Annotated in this window: 4 protein-coding genes; 2 read left to right on the forward strand and 2 right to left on the reverse strand. The window is 61.1% G+C overall.

The genetic code is table 11. The annotated features are described in order from the left end of the window. Positions 1 to 68: 68 nt before the first annotated feature. Complete coding sequence (locus EN884_RS23980) at positions 69 to 881, forward strand: DUF6817 domain-containing protein (protein ID WP_224620272.1); 813 nt, start codon at positions 69 to 71, stop codon at positions 879 to 881. Positions 882 to 952: 71 nt separating this feature from the next. On the opposite strand, the gene EN884_RS23985 is transcribed toward EN884_RS23980, so the two are convergent. Further along, complete coding sequence (locus tag EN884_RS23985; RefSeq protein ID WP_081714379.1) at positions 953 to 1,693, reverse strand: polysaccharide deacetylase family protein; 741 nt, start codon at positions 1,691 to 1,693, stop codon at positions 953 to 955. A gap of 76 nt (positions 1,694 to 1,769) precedes the next feature. Then, a complete protein-coding gene (locus EN884_RS23990) occupies positions 1,770 to 3,836 on the reverse strand; it encodes an EAL domain-containing protein (RefSeq protein ID WP_063167734.1) in 2,067 nt (688 codons plus the stop codon). A 331-nt stretch (positions 3,837 to 4,167) separates the two neighbouring features. On the opposite strand from EN884_RS23990, the gene EN884_RS23995 reads away from it, so the two are divergent. After that, the gene (locus tag EN884_RS23995; protein ID WP_063167735.1) at positions 4,168 to 5,355 is read left to right on the forward strand and encodes a glycine C-acetyltransferase; all 1,188 of its coding nucleotides are present in this window, start codon (positions 4,168 to 4,170) and stop codon (positions 5,353 to 5,355) included. Positions 5,356 to 5,498 lie beyond the last annotated feature (143 nt).

Genomic DNA, 5,498 nt, shown 5'->3' on the forward strand with positions numbered 1-5,498 from the left:
TTTGTAACGTTCCATTGTCCGGCTGATCCTGGTGGGAAGAGGTCAGGCTCAACTCTTCTGTAAAATCTGTGCAAGAATACCGAAGCCGCTGGCTTCGGGAGCGAGAAGTCGCCGGAAAACCTAACAACGTTCGGGGGGACAAGTTGACCAAAGAAGATCTGTTCGTTCCGCGCCAGACCAACACGGCGCTTTACATCCAGCTATACGAGGCTGGATATCCGCTTGCCGATATCGCCAGGGTGCAGAAGGCGTATCGTGTGTGTTGCGCGATGTTCAACGGCCGTTATCGCAAGACGGGACGGCCTTTCATCTGCCATGCGGTGGGAGCTGCGTCGTCGGTCGCGCATTTCGACCAAAGCGTCGATCTTGTCCTCGCCGCTATGTTTCACGCCGCCTATGACGGAGGCCAGTATCCGGACGGCAAATCCAGCAGGCGAACCGATGCTCATCGCAAGTGGCTGGAGCAAAAAATTGGTCCTCGCGTCGAGGGTCTTGTCGCTCGCGTGGTCGGACTGAAATTCGACACGGGAGATCCCGAGCGCATTGTGGACAAAGGTGTGCCGACCGGCGACGAGGACATTCTGTTCCTGGCGCTTGCCCATGAGGTCGATGACCTGGCGGACGGCGGACTGGCGTTTGCGCCCAAATACGGCCAGTCGATTCGTTCGAGGGTTGCTGCCTGCGCCACTCTGGCCAGGAATCTGGGCCGCGAAAATCTTGCCGCCACCATCGAAGGTTACGGCGCCCGCTACGAGACGATGGCGTGGGCTGCTCCCCTCCAGGAGACGAAGCTGGTGGGCTTTCAGATGACGCCTAATTTGCGCACATACATCAAATTGCGTCGGCACAAGCTGCGCGGGGAGTCGATCGAGGTGCTTTGACGCCTTGCCGGCCATGCGACAGCATCGGGTACCGATGCACATCCGCTGAAGAACTCGCCGTCCTCACCGGTTCAGTCGTCGTAGCCCTGGATTGCCCCAAAGGCGTAACGGCGCAGCTTCAGCGCGGCGATCAAATTGGTCAGCTTCGTCTTGCCGTCGAAGCCGTCCTGAAACATCTCGTCATGCATCAGCAGGATCAGCTTGCCGGGCTTGACGAAGCGGCCATAGCCGAACAGATGATCGATCTCGCTGACCAGATGGTCGACGCTCTGCACCGGCTCGCCGTTGTCCTTGTGCACCCATTCATGGTCCCAGCCGTAGAGATAGAAGCCTGAGGCCGCGACAAATTCGTAGTCGGGCTCTTCATGCCCCTCCTGGGCGAGGCCAAGCGAAGTGTCGTTCTTCGACATGGAGGGCAGCCTGAACACGTCGCGCCCCGGCAGCCTTGCATGCACCACGGGCTTCAAGCCGAGCACCGCGTTTGCCCGTACCATGTCGGCGACGACACCCTCGGTGTCGCCGTAGAAATGCCGGTAGTGATTGTAGGCATGGCTGTAGCTGTGGTTGCCGAGCGTCACCAGAGGAAGCTGCTTGGCGCGCTGGACGAGCGCTCTGTTGGCAGCGCTCGCCTGTGCGTGCATGCCGACCATGAATAGGGTTGCAGGAACCTGCTCGGCCTCCAGCACGTCGAGGATGTTGCTTGTGCCGTTCAGCGGCCCATCGTCGAAGGTAAGATAGATGGTGCGATCGGCGCCCTGGGCGGGGGCCGCAAAGATCAGCAGTGCCGCAAGGGCAAACCGAAACGGTGTCATCAGCCCCGATATCCCTGTTGCGATCACGACAAGGCGGCCATCTTCACACGCGGTTGTCAAGGCAGCCCGGCCGTACCTATGCCAGGCTTCCTTGCAGCACCGTCAGCTTGGCCTTCTTCGGCATGCGAGCGGTCAGCCATTCCAGCGCCTTGTCGTGCGGCATCGGGAAGGCGATGGAGTAGCCCTGCACCTGGTCACAGCCGATCGCCATCAGCGAATCGAGCTCGGCCTCGGTTTCGGCACCCTCCGCGACGATCGAGATGCCGAGGCCACGCGCCAGCTCGGTGATGGCGCGCACGATCTTCGAGTTGTCGCCATTCTCATGGATGTTCTGAACGAAGCGGCGATCGATCTTCAGCCGGTCGATCTCGTTCGGGTTGACATGGCTGAGCGAAGCATAGCCGGTGCCGAAATCATCGAGTTCGAGATGGACGCCGGCTGCCCTGATGTGGCGCAGCTTGGCGGCGATGCCTGTCTTTTCGTCGTCGAGGATGACGGATTCGACGATTTCCAGCGACAGTTTTTGCGGCGGCAGCCCAGCCTTTTCCAGCGTCTCGAACAAGAACGCATCGAAATCGTGCTCGCGCAGCTCGGTGCCGGAAACATTGACGGCAAGCCGTCCGAAGGCAATGCCGGCGCGATTCCATTCGGCCGCCTCGTTGATCGCCTTGGTGATGACGATGCGGCCGATCTCGGGCATGAAGCCGCATTTCTCGGCGACCGGGATGAATTCGCCGGGCGGGATCATGCCGCGCTCCGCATGGTTCCAGCGCACCAGCGCCTCTATGCCGCTGATCGTGCCGTTGGTCAGCGAGACCTGCGGCTGGAAATAGACCTGGAACGCCCGCTCCGCGATGGCGACCTTGATGTCGTGCTCGAGCTGCTTGCGATAATCGAGTTCGCGGCGCAGTTCCTCGGAGAAGAAGGAGAAGTTGCCACCGCCAAGCTTCTTGGCGGAATAAAGCGCCAGGTCGGCATGGACCAGCAAATCCCCAGCATTGTCGGCGTCGATCGGATAGACCGCGATGCCGGCGCTGGCGCCTGGGAGAATGGTCGTGCCCTGGAAGACGATCGGCTCGTTGATGTGCGCCAAGATGCGCCGCGCCAGCATGTTGATGTCTTCGGTGCCGCCGGCGCCGCCGAGGATCATGACGAACTCGTCGCCGCCCAGGCGCACGCACAGATCCGACGCCCGGCAGGAATCGCGCATGCGCTGTGCCGTGACGACCAGCACATAGTCGCCGGCGGCGTGGCCGAGCGTATCGTTGATCTGCTTGAACCGATCGAGATCGAGCTGGACGACGGCAAGGCGTTCGCGACGCCGGTGCGTGCCCTTGATCAGCGTGTCGAAATGATCGGTCAGGAACGTGCGGTTGTGCAGGCCGGTGAGGCCGTCATGAACCGCGATGAAGGCCATGGAATTGCGCGCGTCGATCAGTTCATGCGTCTTGCGCAGGATGGCGTTCGACATCGGCCTGAAGATGAAGAGCGCCACCAGTATGATGACGCCGATTGTGGCGTAGAACAGCGTGCGATGGAGAGCGAGCAGCTTCTCGGAGCGGTCGTCGGCGTCGGCAGTGATGCGCTGGCCGAGCGCGGCATAACCCGACAAGGTCGCATTGGCGACTGAGGCGTCGAGATTGACGCGTTCGCCGCCGCCCTTGTAGCCGCCATTGCCGTTGAATTGCGATTCATAGGCCGAGATCAGGCGGTCGCCATTGGCGATCAGCCCGACGGAGAAATAGTCGAGGTGGAAGGGCTTGGCGAAGAGGACGCTTTCGATCGACTTCGGGTCGAGCTTGGCCGGCGATTGCGGATCGGCTCCTGTCTGATCGAGCAGCAGGTCGTAGTTGGTCTCGAACTCCGCCGTTGCCTGCTTGAGCGCGCTGACCAGCGCCGGTTGCTTGTCGCGTGAACCGGCACCCGTTGCACTGGCAAGGAAGACGATGCGCTGCGACAGCGTCTTTTGTGTGCTGACGATGTCGAGCAAGGTGTGATTGTGCTGTTGGGTGGCCATCATCTGCTGCAGCAGGATGAAGGAGGCGATCACCATGGCCGCAATGATCAGCAGGGCCAGCCAATAGCCAGCCTTGATCAGCAGTATGAGCTTGCCTGAAACGGTTTGCACCGGCTGCTGCGACATTTTCGGGGGCGGCCCTCTCGCCTAAGGATTCTTGCCTAGGGATTCTTGTATGAGCACCATTGAACTGCAAACGTTAACAGGACCGGAAATCGACGGCTGTCCGGCAAGGGGCGGCCGTGGAAAGATCGCGGAATGGTTATCGGCTCGTTTAGCACCGTACCGGCATTTGAGCGGTCATCGGCCAGAACCTTTGTCGTGGCGTCGTTCCTCGGCCGCGTGATGATCGACATCGGGGCCGCATCGTGCTGCTTGCCACCGATCCGGTCGTTTTTGCGATGGATTTTTCGCGCGGACGAGACGACAGTCGGCCCACATCAAACGAGGCTAGGTCATGACCGCAGCATTCCTCTCCCACATCGACAGCGAGCTCGCGGGGCTCAAATCGGCAGGCCTCTACAAGTCGGAGCGGGTGATCACTTCGACGCAGTCGGCCGAGATCGAGGTCGGCGGCGACAAGGTGTTGAATTTCTGTGCCAACAACTATCTCGGCCTCGCCGATAGCGCCGATTTGCGCAATGCTGCCAAGCAGGCGCTCGACCGCTATGGCTACGGCATGGCATCGGTGCGCTTCATCTGCGGCACGCAGGAAGAGCACAAGCAACTCGAAGCCACGATTTCCTCCTTCCTCGGCATGGAAGACACCATCCTTTACGGCTCCTGCTTCGATGCCAATGGCGGCCTGTTCGAGACGCTGCTGGGCGAGGAAGACGCCATTATTTCGGATGCCTTGAATCATGCCTCGATCATCGATGGTGTGCGGCTGTCGAAGGCCAAACGTTTCCGCTACGCCAACAACGACATGGCCGATCTCGAGGCGCGCCTGAAGGAAGCCCGGGACTGCCGCTTCCGGTTGATCGCCACCGACGGCGTGTTTTCGATGGATGGCATCATCGCCAATCTCAGGGGTGTCTGCGACCTCGCCGAGAAGTATGACGCCATGGTGATGGTCGACGACAGCCATGCCGTCGGCTTCGTCGGTCAGAACGGCCGCGGCTCGGCCGAGCATTGCGGCGTCGAGGGCAGGGTCGACATCATCACCGGGACGCTCGGCAAGGCACTTGGTGGGGCCTCCGGTGGTTACACCTCGGGCAAAAGCCAGGTGGTCGACTGGTTGCGCCAGCGCTCACGGCCGTATCTCTTTTCCAACACGCTGATGCCGGCGATCGCCGGCGCTTCGATCAAGGTGTTCGAGCTGATCAAGGACGGCGATGGGCTGCGCGACAAACTCTACGACAACGCTGCGCGGTTCCGGTCGCAAATGGGCAAGCTCGGCTTCACGCTGGCCGGAGCGGATCATCCGATCATCCCGGTGATGCTGGGCGATGCCAGCCTGGCGCAGGAGATGGCCGCGCGCATGCTGAAGCGCGGCATCTATGTCATCGGCTTCTCCTTCCCGGTGGTGCCAAAGGGGCAGGCGCGCATCCGCACGCAGATGTCGGCGGCGCATTCCAGCGCCGATATCGACCGCGCGGTGGAAGCGTTCGCCGCCGTCGGGCGCGAACTCGGGGTGATTTCCTGACAAGCCGGAATCGAAAAGCGATTCCGGAACAAGAGCTTCAAGGGACAAAAGCATGTCGAACATGATGAAAGCGCTGGTGAAGGCCAAGGCCGAACCAGGCATCTGGATGGAAGAGGTGCCGGTGCCGGAAATCGGCCCTAACG

Source organism: Mesorhizobium sp. M7A.F.Ca.AU.001.01.1.1 (assembly GCF_004022735.1).
Classification (GTDB): domain Bacteria; phylum Pseudomonadota; class Alphaproteobacteria; order Rhizobiales; family Rhizobiaceae; genus Mesorhizobium; species Mesorhizobium ciceri.